General features: G+C 32.6%; 17 protein-coding genes and 1 other annotated feature. Of the genes, 12 read left to right on the top strand and 5 right to left on the bottom strand.

Translation table 11 applies throughout. The features are described from left to right. Positions 1-39 precede the first annotated feature (39 nt). Complete coding sequence (gene lysS, locus ABEY15_RS14660; protein ID WP_429890896.1) at positions 40-1,608, bottom strand: lysine--tRNA ligase; 1,569 nt, start codon at positions 1,606-1,608, stop codon at positions 40-42. Positions 1,609-1,683: 75 nt separating this feature from the next. Beyond that, positions 1,684-1,947, bottom strand: a binding site (T-box leader). Between the two features lie 105 nt (positions 1,948-2,052). Between lysS and ABEY15_RS14665 the strand changes: the two genes are divergently transcribed. From ABEY15_RS14665 to ABEY15_RS14685, 5 genes are all read left to right on the top strand, one after another. Next, positions 2,053-2,700, top strand: coding sequence for a DUF6944 family repetitive protein (locus ABEY15_RS14665; protein ID WP_429890898.1), 648 nt, complete (start codon positions 2,053-2,055; stop codon positions 2,698-2,700). 178 nt (positions 2,701-2,878) lie between these two features. After that, positions 2,879-3,742, top strand: a complete 864-nt coding sequence (locus tag ABEY15_RS14670) for a DegV family protein (protein WP_429890900.1) — start codon at positions 2,879-2,881, stop codon at positions 3,740-3,742. 155 nt (positions 3,743-3,897) lie between these two features. Continuing rightward, positions 3,898-4,146: a DUF3243 domain-containing protein gene (locus tag ABEY15_RS14675; protein WP_429890902.1), complete on the top strand. Its 249-nt coding sequence runs from the start codon at positions 3,898-3,900 to the stop codon at positions 4,144-4,146. Positions 4,147-4,507: 361 nt separating this feature from the next. Next, positions 4,508-5,983 carry an MDR family MFS transporter gene (locus ABEY15_RS14680; protein ID WP_429890904.1) on the top strand — a complete coding sequence of 492 codons (1,476 nt, stop codon included), beginning with the start codon at positions 4,508-4,510 and terminating at the stop codon, positions 5,981-5,983. Positions 5,984-6,198: 215 nt separating this feature from the next. Then, the gene (locus ABEY15_RS14685) at positions 6,199-7,107 is read left to right on the top strand and encodes an SH3 domain-containing protein (RefSeq protein ID WP_429890905.1); all 909 of its coding nucleotides are present in this window, start codon (positions 6,199-6,201) and stop codon (positions 7,105-7,107) included. Positions 7,108-7,345: 238 nt separating this feature from the next. Here ABEY15_RS14685 and ABEY15_RS14690 read toward each other — a convergent pair whose 3' ends face one another. The 3 genes from ABEY15_RS14690 to spxA form a co-directional block, all read right to left on the bottom strand. Next, complete coding sequence (locus tag ABEY15_RS14690) at positions 7,346-7,681, bottom strand: IDEAL domain-containing protein (protein WP_429890906.1); 336 nt, start codon at positions 7,679-7,681, stop codon at positions 7,346-7,348. A 130-nt stretch (positions 7,682-7,811) separates the two neighbouring features. After that, on the bottom strand, positions 7,812-8,225 hold the full coding sequence (locus tag ABEY15_RS14695) for an RrF2 family transcriptional regulator (protein ID WP_429890908.1): 414 nt from the start codon (positions 8,223-8,225) through the stop codon (positions 7,812-7,814). 106 nt (positions 8,226-8,331) lie between these two features. Beyond that, entirely contained in the window at positions 8,332-8,727 is a 396-nt protein-coding gene (spxA, locus tag ABEY15_RS14700) for a transcriptional regulator SpxA (RefSeq protein ID WP_429890909.1), read from the bottom strand. 395 nt (positions 8,728-9,122) lie between these two features. Between spxA and ABEY15_RS14705 the strand changes: the two genes are divergently transcribed. The 4 genes from ABEY15_RS14705 to ABEY15_RS14720 all read left to right on the top strand — a co-directional run bounded on the left by ABEY15_RS14705 (position 9,123) and on the right by ABEY15_RS14720 (position 14,436). Next, positions 9,123-9,677 carry a GNAT family N-acetyltransferase gene (locus ABEY15_RS14705; protein WP_429890910.1) on the top strand — a complete coding sequence of 185 codons (555 nt, stop codon included), beginning with the start codon at positions 9,123-9,125 and terminating at the stop codon, positions 9,675-9,677. A gap of 14 nt (positions 9,678-9,691) precedes the next feature. Next, positions 9,692-10,603: a DMT family transporter gene (locus tag ABEY15_RS14710; RefSeq protein ID WP_429890912.1), complete on the top strand. Its 912-nt coding sequence runs from the start codon at positions 9,692-9,694 to the stop codon at positions 10,601-10,603. A 215-nt stretch (positions 10,604-10,818) separates the two neighbouring features. Further along, complete coding sequence (locus ABEY15_RS14715; RefSeq protein WP_429890914.1) at positions 10,819-11,331, top strand: MarR family winged helix-turn-helix transcriptional regulator; 513 nt, start codon at positions 10,819-10,821, stop codon at positions 11,329-11,331. A 21-nt stretch (positions 11,332-11,352) separates the two neighbouring features. Then, on the top strand, positions 11,353-14,436 hold the full coding sequence (locus ABEY15_RS14720; protein WP_429890916.1) for an MMPL family transporter: 3,084 nt from the start codon (positions 11,353-11,355) through the stop codon (positions 14,434-14,436). A gap of 240 nt (positions 14,437-14,676) precedes the next feature. On the opposite strand, the gene ABEY15_RS14725 is transcribed toward ABEY15_RS14720, so the two are convergent. Next, a complete protein-coding gene (locus tag ABEY15_RS14725) occupies positions 14,677-16,272 on the bottom strand; it encodes a peptide chain release factor 3 (protein WP_429890917.1) in 1,596 nt (531 codons plus the stop codon). Between the two features lie 329 nt (positions 16,273-16,601). Between ABEY15_RS14725 and ABEY15_RS14730 the strand changes: the two genes are divergently transcribed. The 3 genes from ABEY15_RS14730 (at position 16,602) to ABEY15_RS14740 (ending at position 18,947) form a co-directional block, all read left to right on the top strand. Continuing rightward, positions 16,602-16,979 (top strand): DUF3992 domain-containing protein, encoded by a 378-nt coding sequence (locus ABEY15_RS14730; protein ID WP_429890919.1) that lies wholly within the window; start codon positions 16,602-16,604, stop codon positions 16,977-16,979. Positions 16,980-17,004: 25 nt separating this feature from the next. Next, positions 17,005-17,340 (top strand): DUF3992 domain-containing protein, encoded by a 336-nt coding sequence (locus ABEY15_RS14735; protein WP_429890921.1) that lies wholly within the window; start codon positions 17,005-17,007, stop codon positions 17,338-17,340. Positions 17,341-17,606: 266 nt separating this feature from the next. Next, positions 17,607-18,947, top strand: coding sequence for a BclA C-terminal domain-containing protein (locus ABEY15_RS14740; RefSeq protein ID WP_429890949.1), 1,341 nt, complete (start codon positions 17,607-17,609; stop codon positions 18,945-18,947). Positions 18,948-19,060: the final 113 nt, after the last annotated feature.

The raw sequence follows: 19,060 nt of genomic DNA on the forward strand, positions 1-19,060 counted from the left end.
TTATAGATCTGAGTCCATTTTTATTTTAATTCCCTTATATTAAATTTCGTTGAAGTTTAATAAATTGATTAGCTGATTTTTATTCACTACTTGAAACAACAATGGAATAGGTGGCCCACTTGTTCTATTTAAAACAAGTTGATAGATCATTGAGAAAAAAGTTTTTTGATTTGCTTTCATTATTTTTTTATCGTCATGATAACAAATCGAATATAATTCTTTCATTAATTCAGATTGATCTTGGTGCTTGTTATTTAAAAGATAGTCACATAAATTTTTCAACCAATATTGCTGTTCTTCAGTTAAAGAGTGATAAAATTCAATAGCTTGTTTTTTGTTTATCATTATATTTTTTTGTGGATTGTATTTTTTAATCCAAAATTCAGCCAACTGACTAATTTTCTCTATTTCAATGGAGGAGTAAGTTTCTCCATTATTAATAAATATTTCTTTTAATAGATCTACATTGTAATTAACGAGAGGCAGAATGCTAGCAACATGATTAAACTTTGGATATTTTTTATCAATTTTGCCGATATGTGCAAATTCAACCGATTGGCAAATATTTAAATCGTGTAAAGATTGATCAATATAATTTGATTGATATCGTTCAAATTCTGAATAGTTTTTAATCGCATCTTCATCTAAACCTATATTAAAAGCTGCTGTTGGTTTATATTTAGCAAACATAAACAGAATCACTTCTGGTAAATAGATTTGCAGTAACTCAGCAGGGGTTATTAAATTACCAGAGGAGCTAGACATTTTTTGATTTTGACCTTTTATTCCAATAAACTCATAAGGTGTATAATGAGGTGCATCATAGTCAAATATGGCTTTAGCTATTTCTTTTGAAACATTGTAACTACCGGTTTGAGATGAATGATCTCTTCCACCAGGTTCAAATACAACGTCTTCTTTCATCCACCTCATAGCCCAATCAATTTTCCAATTTAATTTAATATTGTTTGCAATTTCTACAGATAATTGATTTGAAAATCCACAACGACATGTATAATCTAAAATTTTGCTTTCATTATTATATTGAGTAATTGAAGGATCATCTTTTTCGCAATTTTCACAGTACAGAGTAATAGGGTAAAAATCATTACGTTCTTGTTCGTTTGGAACACTAGTTTTGAACTTCATTAAAATATCATAAATTTCTTTTCTTTTTTCAATAGCATGTATAATGTCCTCATTATATCTACCAGATTTGTATTCTTTACTCTGATAAATAAACTCAACATCAATTCCTAGTTTAGATAAGGAATTTTCAAATTCCTTTTCAAAGTGTTCAGCGAATGTTGAGTGACAGCCAAATGGGTCAGGGATATTTGAATAAGCTTTACCTATAAAATGTTGATAAGTTGGATCAATATTAGTCGGTACCTTCCTAAAACGATCAAAATCATCCCAAGAAAAGATAAATCTTGTTTTCTTACCTAAATTATTTAGAGCTTTCACAACAAAATAAGTTGTAATGATTTCACGAAAATTTCCAATATGAACCGACCCGGATGGGCTTATGCCAGATGCACATACATAAGTTTCTTTATTTGGATGTTTTTCTATTAATTCATTTGCGATTTTATATGCCCAATGCATGCTATCACCTCGAAATTATTTTTATTTAACTTACTAATTGCAAATAAAAAACTCCCACCCCCAAGATTTAATCATCTTGAGGACGAGAGTTTGTTAACTTCGTGGTACCACCCCAGTTTATTGATATGTTACCATACCAACCTTATTTAGGTACGGCAAGAATGCTTATACCCTATCTCTATAACGGGAGAACCCGGCGTACCATCCCTAAAGTGAACTTTAGTTCCATACGAAGCTCCAAGTCTTTTTTCATAAAGTTTATTATTATTCCTTTTTCAGCAACCAGGAGCTCTCTGTAAATAATTTTAGCTTTACTACTTTTCTCTTCATAGCTTTTAGATTTCGAAATATTAATTGTTATTATATTAATCAAAACAATATTAATTGTCAATTAAATTTAAAGTTGAATAAACTAATTTATATGCTCCAATAGGTGGTGCCAAAATGAACGATTCAGGTGGGGATTTAGTTTTAATAGGTGGATATTTTTTAATACTTGGAACTTTAACTTCAGCTGTTGGTGTTTCAAGTAAAAAAATCATTAGTGAAGATTTTGGAAGAGATTTATTTGCTAAAGGTAATGCAATTGAAGCATTTGGAAACTCTATTCAAGCGGTCGGAAGAGAAAAATTGTATAAAAAGGAAAAAAAAGAATATGAATTAACCATTATGCTTGGTTCTTGGATTCAAGCATCTGGTAATATTACAAATACAATTGCGACAACATTAGAACGTGAAGGCCTTGAGGAAGAAGGTCATAAATTAAATGCAATTGGAAGTATTATTCAAGCAATTGGTGCCCAAATAGAAACACATGGAACATTTGAAGAGGGAACACAACTAGCAAAAATTGAAGCTTATGGAAATGAATTAATTGCTTTAGGTGCATTAATTGATGGAGCCGGTAATGCTGCATTATTACATGATAATATTATTTTAGGAGAACATCTACTACTTGTGGGTAGTTGGGTTCAAGTTTTCGGAGCGATTTTAATTGTATATGCACTAATTAATATGAGAAGAGAAGAAGAAGAAAAAAGTCATTCAGAATATCGATATGGCTATTATCCAAATAAACAATATGAATGGTAAACTTTAAATTTTTTGTGAAGAATACAAAAAAAAAGAAGGTATATATTTGTTAATAGCAAATATTATTATTAAAATTATATTAAAACATTTTATTTTTCTGTAAAAGCATTTTGTGAGAAAATAGAATTTATCAGTTTAAATAGAATAAACCAATTTATTGAAACAGAGGTATGATTAGATGAATTTAAAAATAATTACGGATAGTGCGGCTGATTTACCGAAGGAGATCATTGAACAATATAATATTGATGTCATTCCACTACGAGTTTATTCAGAAGATGAAAAAGAATATTTTGATGGTTTAACATTGGATTCAAAGACTTTATTTAATGAAATGCGTAATGGAAAAGTATTTAAAACGTCTCTTCCGTCGTATGAGTATATTTATAATACATTCGTTAAATACGCAAAGGAAAGCACACCTTGTATCTATATTGCGTTTTCTTCTGAACTTTCAGGTACATATCAATCAGCAGTAATGGTAAAAAATGAGTTTGACGAGGAATTTCCTGATTTTGATTTAGAGATATTTGATACAAAAAGTGCATCAATCGGACAAGGGCTAATTGCTGTTAATGCTGCAAAGCTTGCAATGAACGGAGCTACAAAAGAAGAAATTGTTAAAAATATAAAACATAGCATCGGTCATATTGAACATATCTTTACAGTTGATGACCTACAATATTTGGTACGTGGAGGTCGCTTAAGTAAAGTGGCTGGTTTTGTAGGCAATTTATTAAATATTAAACCGATCTTACATGTTGAAGATGGAAAGCTAATTCCACTTGAAAAAATTAGAGGTTCTAAAAAATTGATAAAAAGAATTCTTGAAATTATGGAATCTCGAGGGACAAATTTATCAACTCAATTAATTGGTATTTCTCACGGTGACGATCTAGACAAAGCAATTGAAATTAAAAATGCGATGGCAGAGACTTTTGGATGTAAGGAGTTTGTCATTAATTCAATCGGTTCTGCTATAGGTGCTCATGCAGGACCTGGTACTTTAGCGATATTTTTTATGAACGAAAATAAAAAATAATATGATTAAAAGAGCTAATTATGCAAAATGATTAGCTCTTTTTATTTTAATTTTCTGACAATATTACCCGGATAATAATTCATACATAAATACTTCAAAAAAAGTAAATAGTATTTATGTAATCTTCAACTACTATTATTATGAGGTGAAAAACGATGTCAATTTTAGATAACTGGGATCAATGGAAAGATTTTTTAGGTGATCGTTTAGATGCAACAGGTGACAAAGGTGTAGGTGAAGGTGCTATTTCTGAAATGGCATATCGCTTAGGAAATTACTTAGCAAATGAAGTAGAACCAAAAAATGCAGAAGAACAAATTTTAAAAGACCTTTGGAATGTTGCGGATGAACAGGAGCAACATACAATTGCTTCTCTAATGATGAAATATGTTAAAAATAAATAATTAAAATTATGTGATTAAAAAATAGCCCAGTGAATAAAATCATAAGGGCTATTTTTTATTTATTTAATTTAAACTTTCTGACTGAAGCTACAATTTAAGTTTACAAAAAATCAATAAAAATAATTAAAAATTAAACTTGAAATGGACATATAATTAACATATACTGTACTTATTGTGAGTACTGTTTTCGGATTAAGGACAATTACTATTTACATTTTAATTGTTTTTTTGTATGATAGACTTTCTGTTCAAATTTAGCTTTTATCATAATATGGTTTTTTGCACTAATAAATAGAATGGAAAATTTGAACGAACTTCAATACAGCTTAACAAAAATAGATAGAAGAAATGGGGATAATATATGAATAATCAGCAAAACTCGGCTGACACGCCGTTTAGCATAAAAACGATTATTGGTCCAATGATGGCAGTAATCGTAGGTATGATCATGGTTATTTTAGATAGTACGGTAGTAAACGTAGCATTACCTGGAATTACCGAATATTTTAAATCTGATTTAACAAAAATGCAGTGGACGATTACAGGATATACATTGGCATTATCAGCCGTTATACCACTTGCAGGCTGGATGTCTGATCGTTTTGGAGCTAAGAAAATTTTCTTATTAACGGTTTTGTTTTTTACAATCGGTTCAGTTCTTTGTTCTGTAGCACAATCACCTGAACAGTTAATTTTATTTCGAGTAATACAAGGAATTGGTGGAGGAATGGTTGCGCCAATCGGTATGGCAATTATCTTTAGATTAGCTCCTCCAGAAAAAATCGGTTCAATTATGGGGATGCTTGGAATTCCGATGTTACTTGCACCTGCATTAGGGCCGGTTATCTCAGGATGGTTCGTAGAGTATTCTACTTGGCATTGGATTTTTCTAATTAATTTACCAATCGGTATTATTGCTTTATTAATTGGAGCTAAATTCTTACCTAATTTTGAATCTAAATCAGTACCTGCTTTAGACGGATTAGGAATAATTATTGCTCCAATCGCTTTTTCAATGTTAGCTTACGGAGTTAGTCAAAGTTCAATAAGTTGGACTTCAAAAGGAACATTAACAGGTTTAATTGTTGGTGGTGTTGCATTAGTACTTTTCATCTTTGTTGAGCTTCGCCTAAAACAACCTTTACTTGAATTACGTGTATTTAAATCGTCTGATTTTGTTAGAAGTATTTTAATTACATGGATTATGCAAATTGCTTTATTCGGTTCGTTCCTAATTGTTCCATTATTTTTACAAACAGTTAAACAATATGGAGCATTTGAAACAGGCTTAATTATGTTACCTCAAGCATTAGCATCTGCTTTAATGATGCCAATTGGTGGTAAAATGTATGATAAAGTTGGAGCTAGACCGATGGCGTTAGTTGGTTTAACAATTATCACATCTGCACTATTCATTTTCTCTAAAATTACAGTTGACTCATCAAATACATTTATTATGTTAACACTTGCTATGATGGGTGCTGGAATGGGATTATCCATGATGCCGATTAATACACACGTATTACAATCTGCACCAAGACATTTAGTCAGTCGTGTAACGCCTTTAACTGCAGCTGCGCAGCAAGTAATGGTATCATTTGCAGTAGCAGGTATGGCTGGATTTTTAACTTCTAGTACTAAGGATTATATGGCAAAAACAACGAACCCATTAAATGCAATGATTTCTGCATTTGGTGATACATTCTTACTAGCAGCAGGTATCGCATTAGTAGGAGCGTTATTAGCAATTATTTTACGTAAACCAAAAGTGCAAGATGTAGATGCGTCAAAAGCAGATCTTGACGAGTCAAAATCTTCAATGATGGTAGGACATTAATAAATAAAAAAGAAGCCAAAATTAAAATTGGCTTCTTTTTTTGTCATTTTTGATTATAATTTAAATAGTATCGAAAAGATTTTAATAATTTCTACAATTTTAAGATAAATGTTATAAAACTAATTGAATTGTAATAAAAATGTCCTTATTATGTAAGGTTAGTTATGTATAATAAAAGCTCGAATATAGATTTACTTTACAATGGAGCTGATTTAATGATTAAAAGTATTTGCAAAACAACTTTAGCACTATCAATTTTAACTGGAGGTTTATTCTATGGAAATACTACTCCGAGTTCAATTAAGACCGTGGAAGCTGCGACGATAAGCGGTACAGTAACTGCATCAGTTTTAAATGTAAGAAGCGGCCCTAGTACTAGTTATAAAGTAATTGGGACACTTAAAAAGGGTGCGAAAGTTACGATCACAAGCACAAGCGGATCTTGGTATAAAATAAAAAGTGGAACAAAAACTGGATGGGTTTCAAGTAAATATATTAAAAAAGCCCCAACAACAGTTTCTGCCACGACCGTAAATAAAATGAAAACTTTAGGTACTTCAAAGCAATTAATCATTGTGTCAGCAGAAAATGAAAGTACAAGAAATGTTTTAATTGAAACGTTTGAAAAAAGCGGTACTAGTTGGAAAAAATTACATACATATTCAGGTGTGATCGGTAAAAACGGCATGATTAGTAGTAAGCATGAAGGTGATTATGAAACACCTGAAGGGAAATATACAATTACAACAGCATTCGGTAGATATTCAAATCCAGGTACGAAAATGACATACCGTAAAATTACTTCAAATGATGTATTTGTAGATGATTCAACTAGTAAATTATATAATACTTGGCAATTGGCATCAGAAAATAACGGTAGATGGAAAACTGCCGAAAAGATGAATATTTCTCAATATGATTATGGATTTGTTATTAACTATAATACTGCGAGAACCCCAGGAAAAGGTAGTGCAATCTTTTTTCACATAGCTGGAACTTCAGGATATACTGCAGGCTGCACGGCTACATCTAAAACAAATGTAGTATCCATTTTAAAATGGTTAGATCCTGCAAAAAAACCACTAATTATTCAAACACCACTGAATAAATTAACTCAATATTAATATGATTTGAAACTGGTCATTGATTTGATCAGTTTTTTTATGTTTCAAACTTAACTCGCAGGATTCATGATGATTAATTTTAAAGATGAACGTCTTGTTTATCGTTCGAGTGAAGGGGAAGAAGGGGTGTCTTATCAGAAGGGCTTTGTTAAATTTAAATGTTAAGATTTTTGAACTAAAAAAGGCTGTCTAAATAGACAACCTTTAGAAACTCTTTTTTACTACTGTTTTATAAGCTTTATTTTACGCTATTAACAAGTTGCCTCATTGAGTTTAACTGTGAAGATAGCTCATTAAACCAATCCTCATCTCCTGTTGAGAGGGCCAAGTCAATTAGAAAGTGAATCTGTTCTTTATTTGTCACTTTCGAATCAGGCATTTTCTTTACGTTTCTATTTAGCATTTGAATGGTCTTTCCAACAGTCGTTTTATTATCTGAAGTTATGACATTTACCTTTATTACTTCATCAATAATAGTAAGTGATTCAACATACCCTATTACTAATTCTCCATGCAATGATATACCCTTAACCCAGTCACCTATTTTTAAAATAGAATCATTATTTAAGTTCATTTTTTTTCCACCTTCTTATTTAGAGTTACTAGTTAAAAAACTTGTGATCATTACAGCCCTTAAAACTAACTGTAATTTTTTTTGTTACATTTTGGATAAAAGAAGGCTTAGCCTTCACTTTATTTGCTGCTTACTTATCACTTTTGATATGATCGATAATGTCCTTAATAGTATATTGCTTTAAATATCCTCCAAGATGTTTTTCTGCACCTAAGAAAATAGTAAAAAGAACATTTTGCATATTTGCCCCAACAACACACTTTTCATTTGATTCAGGGCACTTAGGCTGCAGTGCCCCCTCAGAGGTGATTATATAAATGTCCCATAGATTAACTTCATTTAAATCTACCGCGAAAATAAATCCACCACCAGATCCTTCCTTCGATTTTATAAATCCATGCTTTTTTAACAAACTAAGCACTTTACGAATACGAACTGGATGGACACAGGCACTCTCTGATATTGCATCACTTGTAGACATCCGATCCGGCTGCAGCGCAAGATAAGTTAAACTATGAATGGCAAGAGTGAAATCACTATTCATGGTCTGCCTCCTAAAATCGTTAATTTCTTTATATATTTCGTGACTATATTTAGTACTTCAATAGAATGTTTTAGAAAACTGACATTTTAATAATTAATATAAATTATTAATTAGCTACTTTTTGTGATTTAATGTATGAGAATGTTCGTAGCTTACGTGGAAGAAAACTACGAATTTCATCTTCATTATAACCAACCTGTAATCTTTTTTCGTCTAGGATTATTGGCATACGCAACATTTTGGGATTATTTATGATTAATTTATATAATTCATTAAGTGGGAGCGATTCAATATTTATATTTAATTCCTGAAACGTTTTTGATTTATTTGATATAATCTCTTCAGTACCAGTTTCTGTCATGCGAAGAATAGATTTAATCTCCTCAAGTGTAAGTGATTCATTCATAATATTTTTCACACTATAATCAATATCATGTTCCTCTAGCCAAGCTTTTGCTTTACGACAGGATGTACAACTTGGCGTTACATATAGATTCACCATTCTTTTACACACTCCTTATATTTAAAATGTAATAAAAAAAATTACAGTTGAGATAAAAAACAAGTTATAATGTATTATCTAATAAAACAAATTAGTTTTGGCTTCCTTACTCAATTTAAATGAGTATACTGTAATTTTATTATTTACAGTTAGAAGTGTCAACTATATTTTTTGAGTTTAAATGATGGGTTTTGTTTTATAATTGTACGAAAACAAAAATGAAATATTCAATATGCAGAAGTTTTATTCCAATAAAAAAAGAATTATACAACGAATTATAATAATTACCATAGATCAATTAAAAAAGTAAAGTGTAAAAAGTTAGTTTATTTTGAAATTTCTAAGTATAATAGAATGTACAATTAAAATATAATGAGAATTTTTAGAGGTGGAATATGAGCGAACTAGAATTTTTTGAAATAGAGACCAGTCGATTAAAACTTAGAAGGTTTAAAGATGAAGATGTTAGCAACTTTTATAAATATCGTTCTAATCCAGATGTGGCGATTTATCAAGGCTGGGAAAATTATACATACGAACAAGCGACTAATTTTATCGAAAAGCAAAAGTCAGGTCAAATGAATATTCCCGATTCATGGGTTCAAGTAGCGATTGAAAATAAAATGGATGGCCAACTAATAGGGGATATTGGAGTACACACTTTATCAAATCCTAAAAATCAAGTCGAAGTAGGCTTTACATTAGAGCCAATGTACCAGAATAAGGGATTTGCATTTGAAGCATTACAAGGGATGCTTCATTATTTATTTAATGAATTAAATAAAGAAAAAATAAACGCAATAGCTGTAGAACAAAATTCTTCTTCAATTAAATTACTAAAAAAATTAGGATTTCAAGAAATGAAAATAATAGAAAATTCTTTTTTTAAAGGCCAATATGTAACTGAATTTATGTTTGGACTTTCGAAAAATGATTGGAATAAAAGGTAGGAGATGGGATTAAAGTGAATTTCTTTAAAGGAGCATTGTATTTATCGTTGGCCGCAAGTATTTGGGGTATGACTTATGTTGTCAGTAAAGTAGTATTAGATAGTATTTCACCTTGGTTATTATTAGAAATGAGATTTCTTTTAGCTTTATTAACATTAGGGGTAATCAGTCTTTTTCAAAAAAGCTGGAAAATTAATAAAAAAGATTTGGTTCCTCTCGCAGTTATTGCTTTAGTCGGATATACTGGCTCAATTGGTTTTCAATTTGTTGGTACAAAGCTTTCAGGCGCAGCAATGGGCTCATTAATTACTTCAGCTTCTCCTGCATTAATATCATTATTTGCATTTTTTATTTTAAAAGAAAAAATTAATAGCCGAAAAATTGTATCGTTAATTTTAGCAACAATTGGAGTAATCGTTGTAATAGGATTACCAAAAGGTGGATCAAATTTAGGTGCATATTTTGGAAATCTCATACTAGTAGGTGCAGCAATTACTTGGGCATTATATACAGTTCTAAGTAAAGTCCAGACTAGTAAATATTCATCATTAACCGTAACAACTTGGGCGACTGTATTTGGCGTAATTTTTACATTACCATTTACGATTATTGAACAAAATAAACACATAACTCACTTACCATCTAATGGTTGGATTTGGATGGGTGTCATATTTTTAGGTACAATCTCAACAGCAGGTGCCTTTTATCTTTGGAACAAAGGATTTGAATTTATTGATACTTCCACAGGATCATTATTTTTCTTTTTACAACCATTAATTGGTACGATATTTGGATATTTTTTATTAAATGAAGAAATTAGTCCTTCTTTCTTCATAGGAAGTATTCTAATAGTAGTAGCCGTGTATTTATCGATAAAGGAACCAAAGCAAAAAACGACGCTTCAATATAACTCGAAAAAAGCATAAAAAATTTTAAAAGTAGTTGAAATACTCAACTGCTTTTTTTATTGGCTAATTTACCTAAATATACGAATCTTAAGATTAGATGGAATGTTTTTTATGAATACAGACTTTTATATGTATTTAAATTGACAAATGCAGTTAGGACAAATAATATAAATCTTGTGCGATACATCGTATAAGATGTATTTTATTTAGAAGTATATTGTTGGAGGGATTAAATGGTAGAACGACCAGAATTTATTCGTGAATCAATCGATTTTTTACAACGATTTTTAATGAAAAGCCTTCAAAAGCATTCGGAGGAACATGGGGTTACAATTCCACAAGCAAGAGTTATTGGCGAAGTGTATGCTCATAAAACAATGAGTATTAAACAACTTTCTAAAAATCTTAAAATGACGCAAAGTACTGTATCTGATATCGTTGAGCGTCTGACTACAAAAGGCCTTTTATTGAAAACACCCAATCCAAAAGATAAACGTTTCGTGGAGATTTCTTTACCTGAAAATATTGCAGAAGAAATACATGATAGCATTACTGAAATTGCAAATAAGTCCTTAAATAGTGCATTAAATCTTCTAGACTCAGACGAACAAGAGATTGTAGAGAACGGAATGAAATTATTAGTTACAGCTGTTAAGAAAAAGATGGAGACAGATGGCATGGATAATTATGAATTCTTTGATGTATTGTACTTTCTTGATGAAGAAAAAGAAAAAAAAGAGAAATAAATTAATGAAGGAGGGGACCGTGTGAACAAAATCATAAAGGGTCGTTGGATCATTTTTTCAATTTGGTTAATTGCAACAGTATTGTTAACAGTTCTTCAGCCTGACATAAATGCAATTCTGCGGAATAAGGGGCAGGAAGGAGCGAATAGTGATTCACCTTCTGTTATGGCAGATCATATCCTCAAAAAAATGGATACTGCAAAAGGAACGAATAATCTGATTGTATTTTATGATAAAAATAAAATTTCGAATGACGAAATGGAAAAAATCGGTGATGTTGTTAAAGGAATACGTGATAGTAGTAAAGAACTTAGAATTTCGGAAATCATTGATCCTTTTAGTATTCCAAATGCAAAAAGTTCATTAGTATCAAAAGATGGTACCACACTAATGGTGAGTTATAAGTTAGATAAAAACGGAAGAGAAATAGATGATATTAAGAAACAATTAGATAAAAAACTAAGTAAAGTACCTGTTAAATATTATCTAAGTGGTGAAGATTTTATCAACAATGATTATTTAAAAGCTTCACAAGCTGGAGTTGAAAAAAGTGCTGCATTGACAGTAATTTTTATTTTAGTAGTACTTGTTCTTGCGTTTAGATCGATTGTTACACCATTTGTATCATTGATTGCGGTTGCATTTTCTTATCTATGTTCAATGGGAATAGCTGCCCAGTTAATCGATAAAGCTGGATTTCCAATTACTAGTCTTACTCAAATGCTGCTAATACTGATTCTTTTTGGGATTGGAACAGATTACAACATTCTCCTTTTTAATCGTTTCAAAGAGGAACTTTCACTTGGATATTCAGTTGATGAATCAATTGTAAACACATATAAAACGGCTGGTAAAACAATTGCCTATAGTATTTTAACTGTGTTTATTGCGTTTCTTGCACTTGTATTCGCAGAATCTCCAATTTATAAATCAGGTGTAGTAGTTGTAATAGGTGTATGCATATTATTACTAGAAATTTTAACGTTAACACCATTTATTATGAAAGTATTAGGAAAAAAACTTTTCTGGCCATCTAAGAATGTTGGTGGACACAAGGAAAACAAGTTTTTTGGAGGTTCGTCAGCTTTTGCGGTCAAGAAACCGATAATAACAATTGTAGTCATATTATTGATTTTATCTCCAATGGTATATTTCCATCAAGAAAAGCTAAACTTCGATACAATTGGAGAACTGGGAAATAAATATCCTTCATCAAAAGGATTTAATATCGTTTCAGATCATTTTGGTAAAGGTCAGGCAATGCCTGCAACAGTCGTTATTGAAAACAACAAAGCGCTTGATAATAATCAATCACTTGCAGTAATTGATAATGTTACTGAAAGACTTAAGAAGATAAAGGGTGTTAAGCAAGTATCTTCTGTAACACAACCTGAAAGCAAACAAATTGATAGTTTTTATGTTGATAGCCAAATGGGTACAGTGACTGATGGTATTTCAAAAACAAAAGATGGAGTTAACGAAATACATGACGGATTAAGTTTAGCCCAAGATAAACTAGGATCAGCGGATTTCTCAAAGGTTAACCAAATGGTAGATGGAACAACGGAACTACAAAATGGTGTGACAGCTTTAAGTGGTGGATTAAAACAAATTCAAGCAGGGATTGGCGATGGTTCTAGTAATTCTCAAACAATCTCTAGTGGTATAGCAACAATCGAAATGAATCTAAGAAAAATGAGTAGTGGTGTATCATTATTAGCAAAAAATTATGAGAAAATGCAATCGGGTTATAAAGAATTAGGAAGTCATTACCAAGAATCAGCACAAGCACTGCTTGGTCTAAAAGGTGCAATATCTCAAATGCAATCAATGGTGACAGCACTTGGTAGTAGTTATGCGAATTCAAAAGATGATGTAAATTACCAATCATTAAAGCAAACAATTGATCAAACAGTTGCTTCATTAAATCAAATTACACCAGAAGGAATCAAAGCATTAAATGATAATTATAATGCTGTAACTGCAGGTTTTGCTACAGCAAACAGTAATCTTTCTAGTATGAGTAATGGCTTAACTCAAATGGCTGATGGTTTGAAAAAACTTGAAAGTGGCTTAAGTGATGCATCATCTGGAATCGGAAAAATTGTCACAAATATGAATAAAGTATCAGATGGACTTGGTCAAATGAAATCAGGTCAGCAACAGCTAGTAACTGGCATCAATGGATTTAGTACTTTCGGGGAAAAACTATCAGATGTAAACGGTGGGTTACAGAAAATATCTGACGGATTAGGAAAGACAAATGATTTCTTAACTCAGTATAATTCTAACAAAACTTTCTTTATTCCAAAAGAAGCATTGACTGACGAGAACTTTAAAAAATCAATAGACATGTTTATGTCAAAAGATAAAAAGATTACAAAGCTAACTATTGTTTTGGAGAATGATCCATATTCAAAAGAATCTTTAAATACGATCAATAAAATAAATTCAGCTGTTAAAAGTGGACTTAAAGGCACAGAACTTTCAAATGCAAAGTCAGGTGTTTCAGGTCCGAGTGCAACAACAAATGATATGAATAATATTTTGAGTAGTGACCTAAATAAAACAACAACAATTGTTATAATTGGGGTATTACTTGTATTATTCCTAGTGATAAAATCATTCTGGACACCGGTATTTATCACTGCATCACTTTTAGGAGCATACTACTGTGCTATGTTTATGATCAATTATATTTTCATAGATTTGCTAGGATATGAAGGAATATCTTCTTTTGTTCCGTTCTTCTCTTTCATAATTATAGTAGCTTTAGGAGTGGATTATAGTATTTTCCTAATGATGAGATTTAAGGAATATACTCATTTGTCACCGAAAGAGGCAATCGTATTAGCATCTAAGCACACTGGTGGAGTAATTATCTCAGCGGTAATCATACTTGGAGGTACATTTGCTACACTTATGCCATCTGGAATCCTTTTATTGTTTGAATTAGCAATAGCGGTAATAACTGGTCTGGTAGTCCTTTGCTTTATATTATTACCAATCTTTTTACCAGCAATGATTGCGTTGCCAGAAGCATTGGCAAATTTATTTTCAAGAAACAAAGAAGCTAATGTTGATACAGAAAAACATGTAATTTAATAGAATAATAGATTTAATAGAAAAATGCCGACTTACTATCCAAATAATAGTAGGTTCGGCTTTTTTTATTAAGGATTTAAAGATTTTGATAATAAGGGAAATGATGAGTTTAATTTTAATAAGATGAAATGATAAAACCAAATTGTGAGCTCTGCATGAAAACAGGAAACATGTTCGATAAAATTAAATTACCATTTATTGCGCAAAAAAAGTGGATGCCTTCTAGCATCCACTTTTTTATTAATCAACTTGTATTTCATTATTCACATCAAGCGCTTCAACTAATTCTAATTCCTCATGACGTTCTTTAAAACGATTGAACGTAAATTCATTTGCAAATAAGAATAATGGACGTTCGAAACGGTCAAATACTAGCATGTTACGCATATCTTGATATTTCTTAAGTCCTTTTACGTCATCTGTTTTAACCCATCGAGCAATATTGAAATCAACATGGTCTTTACGGATATCAGATCCATATTCATTTTTTAGGCGGTATTCAAATACTTCAAATTGAAGTTGACCTACAGCACCTAAAATGACCTCATTAAATTCATTTTTATAAACTTGAATTGCACCTTCTTGAGCTAATTGCTCAACACCTTTATGGAAGTGCTTAGATTTTAATGAGTTAACTGGGCTAACTCGTAAGAATAACTCAGGTGGGAAAGTTGGTAATGGCTCAAAGAATAATTTTTGTTTGCTAGATGTGATTGTATCTCCTATTTGATAAGTACCTGAATCGTAAATACCAATTACGTCACCAGCATATGCTCGGTCAATCGTTTCACGGTCATTAGCCATCAATTGAGTTGATTGACTTAATTTAATTTGTTTTCCTGTACGAGAAAGCATGACGTTCATTCCTCGTTCAAATACGCCAGAACAAATTCGTAGAAATGCAATACGATCACGGTGAGCAGGATTCATATTAGCTTGAATCTTAAATATAAAACCACTAAATACTTCATCACTTGGATTAACTTCACCATTAATTGTTTTACGAGGTCCTGGTGCAGGTGACATATCTAAGAAATGATTTAAAAATGGTGTTACACCAAAATCAACTAATGCTGTACCGAAGAAAACAGGAGTAAGTTCCCCAGCTCGAACTAAGTCTAAATTGAATTCATTTCCTGCACCTTCTAAAAGATCAACTTCATCACGTAAATTTTCTAAATTTGAAGGCTCTAAATGTGCTTCTAACTCAGGACCATGAACGCCATCTTGACCAAGTTTAATAACCTCATCCTTACGGAAAAGATGAACTTCATTTTCTAATCGATCATAAACACCTTCAAATTGCATTCCACTACCGATTGGCCAAGTAACTGCAACAGAAGGCATACCTAGAACTTCTTCTAATTCTTCCATTAATTCTAATGGATCTTTAGCTTGGCGGTCTAATTTATTCATAAAGGTAAAAATAGGAATACCACGTAAACGACAAACTTGGAAAAGTTTCTTAGTTTGTGCCTCAATACCTTTTGCAGCATCAATTACCATGACTGCAGAGTCAACAGAAGTTAGTACACGATATGTATCTTCACCAAAATCATTATGACCAGGAGTATCCATAATTGATACCATTTTTTCATCGTATTCAAACTGCATAACAGAGGAAGTTACAGAAATTCCACGTTGTTTTTCGATTTCCATCCAGTCAGATTTTGCATATTTTGAATTTTTTTGAGCTTTTACAGTACCAGCTTCACGAATAGCTCCACCATGAAGTAGTAATTTTTCAGTTAAAGTTGTTTTACCAGCATCAGGGTGAGAGATGATCCCAAAAATACGGCGTTTAGCAACTTGATTGATTAATTCTTTATTTGCCATCTATTAAAAAGTCCTTTCTAAATCAAAGATCATAAACAAATTTTTACATCTTATCTATTATACTAGAATTCAGCGTTTGATGAAACATTTAGTAACTAAGTTATATACAAAGTATCTCCAAGTTTGTAATAAGAATTTTCTTTTTATCGTTTATTTTGTAATTTTTCATATAACATTCATTTCTTATTCAATTTTTAAAATGATAAATCTATCACGAGTTATGAGTGATAGATTCTTTTTTTTTATGACAAATGTACAAGTATGTTCATGACACGTTGATTACAATATGATAATGATTCATTTTATTGAAAGAAAGGAAGTAACTATAAATGGCATCTCCATGTAATTGTTCAACATCAACATTAACTTGCTGTCCTGAAAAGATTTTTGTTCAAGATCAGGTATGTACACCATGGCAAGCAGTAGGAGATACAACAACCGTTACAATACCACTTTTTCAAAATAATTTTAACCAAAATATTATAGGAACTGGTTTTGTGAAGTATGAGGTAGGTTCTGTTGCAACACCAATACAGATTTTATTTTTAAACTCTGCTGGAGGCACGATTAATTCTGAGGTTGTAACATTAGGTTCTAGTTTGGCATTTACAATTAGAAGATTTGATGTAATACAAGCCGTTATTCCAATCGGAGCAGGTATATTATTTCAAGGTGAGTTTTGTATTACAACACGTTATTCTGTTTAATTGAAGAAAATGAGGGTGAAAGCAAATGTGTAATGGTTTAAGTTGTTGCTCAACTAAAAATATTTTTCAAGATAAAGTTTGCATAACATGGCAAGTGAATACACCCGGTATTATCACAATCTTTACAAATAATATTGCTCCAATTATTTCCGCAACAGGATATGTTAAAAATGATACAGGAACAGATAATATCGTTGTTAATTTTTTAAGAGGAGGAAATGTAATTGATACCCTTACTGTCCCACCGCAAAGTAGTGTAGCTTTCTCAGAAAGGCTATTTGATGAAATTCAAATTGATACAACAGGTTTAACAGGGACAGTAGAAGGTGAGTTTTGTATAACGGTCAGATATTCAATGTAATAGTTCATTTTATTTAAGTAGTATTGTTCGTAATAATTTTTTGAACAGCCCTATGTAATGAGATGAGGAACGATAATGTATTCATTTATGAATAATAAAGATGAGAATGGTAATAAAATTCCTTTCGTAAGTGGATTAGTACCAATTCGAATAAATGTAGCTGTTGTAATAGTTTTTCTTGTAATGGGATTAAAAAAGTTGGTCCAACAGGAGTAACTGGGATAACGGGAACAACAGGAGAAACAGGCCCTACTGGAGCGAAGGGAATTACTGGGGCAACAGGAGTAACGGGATCAACCGGAACAACTGGAATAACAGGAGCAACGGGGCCAACCGGAATAACCGGAACGACGGGCCCAACCGGAATAACGGGAACTACAGGAGCAACCGGCTCAACAGGAACGACGGGAGTAACCGGCCCAACTGGAATAACGGGAGTTACAGGAGCAACCGGAATAACAGGAGAAAACGGAGTAACTGGATTAACTGGAGCAACAGGAGCAACCGGCCCAACCGGAGTAACTGGATTAACTGGATTAACTGGGGCAACCGGAGCAACAGGAGAAACAGGGGTTACGGGCCCAACCGGGGTAACCGGCCCAACCGGAATAACTGGATCAACGGGAGTAACAGGGTCAACGGGGCCAACCGGGATAACGGGAATAACAGGATCAACGGGGCCAACCGGGATAACGGGAATAACAGGATCAACTGGCCCAACCGGAATAACGGGAGCGACAGGCCCAACCGGCTCAACCGGAATAACCGGCCCAACAGGAATAACGGGAACGACGGGAGTAACCGGCCCAACCGGAATAACAGGCCCAACCGGAGCAACCGGAATAACCGGAATAACGGGAATAACCGGAACGACAGGAGCAATTGGCCCAACCGGAACAACCGGAATAACAGGAATAACAGGCCCAACCGGAACAACTGGAATAACAGGATCAACGGGGCCAACCGGAATAACGGGAACGACAGGAGCAACCGGAATAACAGGTCCAACAGGAACAACGGGAGCAACGGGAGCGACGGGAGTAACTGGAGTAACGGGAACAACTGGAACTGGCTCAACGGGAGCAACCGGCTCAACAGGGCCGACAGGAGCAACCGGGGTAACCGGAGTCGGAGATAGAGGCCCAACAGGAACAACCGGTACGACAGGGGCAACAGGCTCAACCGGTTCAAGTTTTAATACTTCTGGCTCGGCAGCAAATACCTCTGGAGCAACAATTGCGATTACACTTATAGGGCCATCACCGATACCGTTTCCGAACGCGCAAAATTTATCAGCAGATATAACAGTGAACAACCCAACAGCTACCATTTTTACGATTAATACAAGTGGTAGATATTTAATAACTTATCAAGTGTATCCTACATTATCTTTATTAACGACTTTTCAGTTATTTCGAAATGGGGCTGGAGTTGCAGGTACAAATATTTCTGCTGCGGTTGGATTAAGTTTAGTCAGTAATCAAGTGATTTTTAATATAAATGCAGGTGATACGATACAAGTAATGGTGTCTGCTACTTTAGCGGCTACAGTATCGTTAGCAGCTGGTACGACCGCTGCGACAATTTCCATTGTTAGAGTAGGCTAATTATAATAATTTTAAAAGTGACTACAATTTATATGAGACAGTTTAATAGTGGTCACTTTCTTTTTTAAGATTTATATACTAAAAATATGACTTTCTAGTTTTTTAAGTACATA

Origin of the sequence: Gottfriedia acidiceleris (assembly GCF_050457485.1) — a bacterium.
Classification (GTDB): domain Bacteria; phylum Bacillota; class Bacilli; order Bacillales; family Bacillaceae_G; genus Gottfriedia; species Gottfriedia acidiceleris_D.